This window comes from Tsukamurella conjunctivitidis, from assembly GCF_007858475.1.
Lineage (GTDB): Bacteria > Actinomycetota > Actinomycetes > Mycobacteriales > Mycobacteriaceae > Tsukamurella > Tsukamurella conjunctivitidis.
This window is the reverse complement of record NZ_VIGX01000039.1, coordinates 1-4886: the sequence shown is the minus strand read 5'-3', so window position 1 is coordinate 4886 and position 4886 is coordinate 1. Positions and strand designations below refer to the sequence as shown.

Genomic DNA, 4886 nt, shown 5'->3' with positions numbered 1-4886 from the left:
GCCGCCGGCCAAACAAGAAGCCCGTCGAGGAGAACATGCAGATAATCCGTCCGCCACAGGGCCACAACAGCCACGATGAGACCCGTCAGCCACGTCGTGGACAGTCAGGAGGCTCCTAGAGATATCGGAACCGCGGCGTTACCGGCGGCGGTGACCGAGTTGATGATGTTGGTCAGATCGACCTGCGACAGGTCCGGACCCGCCACAGTTGGCGCCGCGGGCGCCGTCGACGCGGTGACGGTCGCGGGTGCGCTGGTCGGCGCCGGAGTAGTCGTTCCGAGACCGGTCAGGCCGCCGAGCATGTCCGGCTTGATACCTGCGGTCGATACCAGACCGGGCAAGGTCGGCAACGGGAGGATGGGGCTCTGCGGCAGCACCGCCGGCGCCGTGGTGGAGGTCGAGCTGCCGCCGGCTGCGGAGTCCTTCGCGGCCGCGGTGAGCCACCGGGCGACGAACTGCGTCGGTGCCATACCAGTGGGCGTCGACGAGGCCGAGCCGTACGAGGTGTGCAGCGCGCCGGCCTCCGCGAACTTGAAGGTCGACGCCCACTGGATGAGCGTGCCGATGTCCTTGGCTTCTCGGGTCAGTTCGTCGAACGCGCCGGTCACTTCGCGGTCGCCGGTCAGCGGGCGCGAGATCGCCTGGCTCACGGCCTGTCCGCCGGCCACGCCTGGCTGACCGGTGCCGGTGCCGGGCAGAAGCATCGTCACCAGCCCGAGCGGGTTTCCCGACAGGCCGGCACCGACGGCACTCATGATGCGGTCGGGCGTGATCGTCAGCGGCGCCGTGTTCGACGCGGCGCCTCCGCCGAGCATTCCCACGCGGAACACCGCCGAGAGCATCTGTCCCAGAGGAGGCATCGGATTGCGCGGGTCGGATGCCCACTCGATGCGTTCGGCGATCGTCTGCTTCGGCGCGTAGCTCGTCACGTTCCCACCGGGGATGTCCTCGGTGACGATCGGGACGATCGCTTTGATGGTCGTCGACGCGATCGCGTTCGCGATCGTCTGCATCGACCGAATCGGGTCTCCCTGGTCGAACTGCATCTGCCCAGCGACGTTGGTTACCGCGCGGATAAGGGGAGAGTCGGCAGGGATATCGCATGCGGGATCACCGGCAGCGCAGAACGACGCGTACCGGCCCGCGATCCGCGTGAGGTCGACGTTGCGATCCTTGGTCGGTCCGATGCCGCCGCCCGTCGGGCCAGCCGCGCTGGCCGCGACGACCTTGGTCACCTCGCTCCCGCTCGTACCGGGGATCGGCGACGGAGAGACCTGTCCGGGACGGCCCGGAAACAGCGAAGCCCCGGCGGGGCGCGCCGGGTCTCCGAAATTCGCTACCGCCGCGACTTGCTCCGGCGTGACCTTGGACTTTCCTTCCAGGATCATGTCCAGGGCGCCTTTGACCGCATGCGCACCCTGCGAGTAGCCCACGAACGCGAACTTCGTGCTGGGGCAGCGGGTCACGCGGGCATTCGCCCATTCGATGGCCTTGTTCCCGGCGCCCTGGACGGAGTCCGCGTAGCTGGCGGTCTGCCCCGGAGTGGAAGGGCCGGCGCCGCCGAACGACGCCGAGTAGGGAACGTACTTCCGATCGACGAGCGACCCGGCCGTGCGCTTGAGAGGCTTCATGACCTCCGCGAGGAACCCGGTATCGAGGTCCGCCGGCGCGTTCGGCGACGACTGCCCCGTGCCCTGGATGCCGTAGACGGTCAGCGGAGTGCACGGCTCAGCAGCCAGTGCCGTGCCCGCGCCGAGAAGCCCGACCGGGGCGATCGTCACCGTCACGGCCATGAGAACGGCCGCGGAACGGCTCAGCCACCACTGCCCGCTGGTCGAATTGCCCAGCGAACCAGTGCTCTTGCGACGCCGCCTACCTGCGTGCATCCAGACACTCCCGTGTTCATGGATGCGCAGAGAATCGTTACTCGCCGCGGCGCTCAGTGTGGGTACACTGAACGCCGCAGAGATTCACTACCTCTGCGCACTGGGTCCTGCCGCCGTTTGGTCTAGGTCACGACGAGATGCCACTCGTTATCGCGACCGAAAATTGCGCTGTCCTCCGGCGGCAGGACCACCCCTGCTTCTCGGTTGTTGGTCCGACGCGAGCGCCGCGACCAACACGTACGCTACACACGTGCCACCCATGTGGCAACAGATTCGGCGAAGTGGGCAATGTTTGCGTCAATTGGCGCGCCCCCATGGTCCTAGTCGCGCCTAGTCGACTAGTGTCAACACGCGTGATTAGCGAGGGACCAGAGCGCCTGGTGCAGCTGCAGAACCTGGGACAACAGGTGTTGCAACGCCGCACCGACCTTGGCCTCAGCAGGGATCAGGTGGCCCAACGCGGCGGCCCCTCCGACACCACACTGGTCCGGATCGAGTTCCCCACCGAAGCAACATCACTCCCGAAGCGCGCAACCCTTGACAGGCTCGACGTCGCTCTTGCGTGGGCGCCGGGCTCGGCCGAGGCGGTTCTGAACCGCGGTGAGCAGCCGACTCCCCTGCGGGAGGCGCCGGCCTCCGTGTCGGGCCTCGACAGCTTGGCCTGGGTCGAGCTGCGGATGGAGACCCTGTGGGTCATCGTCAGCGCGATCTCGAGTATCCCCGCGGAGCACCGGTCTTCCGAGTGGGCGCAAGACCTCCAGGCCGCGGCAAGCGCGCTGATGGCCGCCCACACGACTGAAGTCCTTGAGCGAGCCGGCGGGCCGGGGCGAGAGCTGCCGCCGATCTTCCACCAGACCTACCTGCCGTACCTCGCGGAGAGCTCCGCACCGCCCGACGACGGCGCGACGGCCCTCGAGCACGCGGAGTGGGAGGAAAGGCTCTACCGCCGCTGGCTCGCGGGACTGGCCACCCCGGCGACCGGCCTCAGTGACCCCCAAGTGGCCCAGTTCACGACGCGATGGCACGCTAAGCAGGCGTTGTACATGGCACGTGAGGAGCATCACTGATGTACGGAACCCAGCCGCAGGTCCCCGCCGACCGCGCTGACCTGCGACAGAGCGGGTCTGGGCGGATCGTCTACCGCCGCGCCCACCCGGGACGCGCCGATACGACGATCGTTGAACGCCTCCAGCTGCTGCGGGACGTCGCCGCGTTCACCCGGAACGTCGACCCCGACACGATCGCTCGACTCGCCCAGGCCGCCGGCTTCGATCTCTCCGTGGCAGCAGTCCGTACACACTTCAACGGCACCCGGGAGCCGTCGCAAGAAGATCTCCGCGCCTACCGGATTGTTCTCGGATATGGTGAGGAGAACTGGCAGCTATTCTCCGTCGACCCGGCGGTCTACTCCCGCTCCGTCGAGAACCTTCAGTCACTCCTTGTTGCATTGCGTCAGCAGTACTACCACGGTATGCGGCGCGTCACCCCCTGAGAGGTCTTCCGCTGCAATGTGGTTCAGGTCGTTCGGGTCAAAGTCGAAGCCGATCGCACCCGAGGACGACGAGTACCTAGTCAAGCGCGCACTCTTCGGACCCTCAGAGCTCTCCCCCGAAATCAAGGCCCGTGCACGCCAGAATGCAAGTATCGCACTCGATGCGATCGAATTCCGGCGTCCGTGGACGATCGAGACGTTCGTTATGCAGGTCTCCATCGACCGGGCGCGACCGGTCATCGTCATGGACAATAACCTGCTCGTTGGAGCGACCAGAACAACCGGGTTCTGGAGACCCACTTCGACCGCAGACTATATCCACGTATCGGCAGATGTCTCCGAGCAGGCCAAGGAATTTATCATTCTGCACGAACTCGGGCATATCTTGTGCGGACACCCTCGCCCTGCCGTCTCAGGCCCCGATCATCCGCCGATGAAGAAATTCGCATACGACGAGTATCCAACGGTGCCGGCCAGTCTCATCGACGAACTTAACGGTGCGACCCGAGACATGCATCAGGCTAACCCGTGCACCTACTCGGTTCTGGAAATCGAGGCTGAATGGTTCGCGCTGCTAGCCAGCGACAGGGCCGACTCATACCGTCGGCCGACTGTTGCCTCAAATGCACCGCGCCGCACGCAAGAAATCCTCGACTACTACCAGCGAGGTCTTGGATGGTGACAGACGGCATGGTCTCATGGCTCTTCGCCATCCTCGGCGGAGGCGTCCTGGCAGCCTGCTACGTCGCGGTTCTGAAACGACCCCGCCGCGAACCACTCGGCAAGCGCGTGGTTCTCATAGCTCTAATCATCGTGACTGGCCGCATGTTCCGTGCTCCAGTGGTCCGTGAGCCGTTCGACGCCCTCGTCGGCGGAGCGATCGGCATCCAGAACGCAGGCTACATTCTCAGCCAAGTCTTCGTTGTCCTGGCGCTCCTTATTCTTCTGGTCCTGAACTGCGAAGTGCTCTTTCCATGGTTCCGCACCCCTCAAGGACACCTGGTATCGGACATATTCAAGGTGGGTTATGTAGCCGCGGTCACGCTCACACTCGCCTTTAGTGACCTCGGTAAGGCTGAGGTCACATATCTTCCTGCCGCCTATGACGGCTCTGTCCTGGAAACAATATTCTTCGCCCTCTTTGCCATGATCTGCATGCTCACAGGGGCGGTCTCGCTGATGGTTACGATTCCTGCTGTGAAGTGGACCCGCGGGTATCTTCGGACGACCTTCATCTCGTACTCGCTCATGATGGTCCTGTGCTTCCTTTACGGGCTGCACTCGTGGGTCTATTCACGCACCATCGCGCGCTACCCTGACCGCGTTTCAGAATGGTGGTATGGAAGAAACGCCATGTCTGTGTCCGCCATGATCATGGTGGGGGGACTGGTGCACGGTTAGGTGACATCTGATCTGGCTTGCCCCGGGAGGGCGGCCTGGAAGGATGACTACTGTGCCTAAGCCTTATCCGAAAGAGTTCCGTGATGATGTGGTCCGGGTTGCCCGGG

The 4886-nt window shown here is 64.7% G+C and carries 5 protein-coding genes; 4 read left to right on the top strand and 1 reads right to left on the bottom strand.

Translation table 11 applies throughout. From position 1 onward, the window contains the following. Positions 1-104 precede the first annotated feature (104 nt). Positions 105-1787: a cutinase family protein gene (locus tag FK530_RS24170; protein ID WP_158645196.1), complete on the bottom strand. Its 1683-nt coding sequence runs from the start codon at positions 1785-1787 to the stop codon at positions 105-107. 479 nt (positions 1788-2266) lie between these two features. Here FK530_RS24170 and FK530_RS24165 point away from each other — a divergent pair, with 479 nt between their 5' ends. The 4 genes from FK530_RS24165 to FK530_RS24155 all read left to right on the top strand — a co-directional run bounded on the left by FK530_RS24165 (position 2267) and on the right by FK530_RS24155 (position 4779). Then, positions 2267-2953 carry a helix-turn-helix domain-containing protein gene (locus FK530_RS24165; RefSeq protein WP_158645195.1) on the top strand — a complete coding sequence of 229 codons (687 nt, stop codon included), beginning with the start codon at positions 2267-2269 and terminating at the stop codon, positions 2951-2953. Continuing rightward, positions 2953-3378, top strand: a complete 426-nt coding sequence (locus FK530_RS26030; protein ID WP_158645194.1) for a hypothetical protein — start codon at positions 2953-2955, stop codon at positions 3376-3378. The genes FK530_RS24165 and FK530_RS26030 overlap by 1 nt, the downstream gene beginning before the upstream one ends. Positions 3379-3583: 205 nt before the next feature. Further along, complete coding sequence (locus FK530_RS26025) at positions 3584-4060, top strand: ImmA/IrrE family metallo-endopeptidase (RefSeq protein ID WP_158645193.1); 477 nt, start codon at positions 3584-3586, stop codon at positions 4058-4060. Beyond that, positions 4057-4779: a hypothetical protein gene (locus FK530_RS24155; RefSeq protein WP_146489401.1), complete on the top strand. Its 723-nt coding sequence runs from the start codon at positions 4057-4059 to the stop codon at positions 4777-4779. The genes FK530_RS26025 and FK530_RS24155 overlap by 4 nt, the downstream gene beginning before the upstream one ends. Positions 4780-4886: the final 107 nt, after the last annotated feature.

What these genes read in the sequence shown, in the direction of transcription:
- FK530_RS26030 (WP_158645194.1), top strand. Translation starts at nt 2,953, where the DNA reads ATGTACGGAACCCAGCCGCAGGTCCCCGCCGACCGCGCTGACCTGCGA.
- FK530_RS26025 (WP_158645193.1), top strand. Translation starts at nt 3,584, where the DNA reads ATGCAGGTCTCCATCGACCGGGCGCGACCGGTCATCGTCATGGACAAT.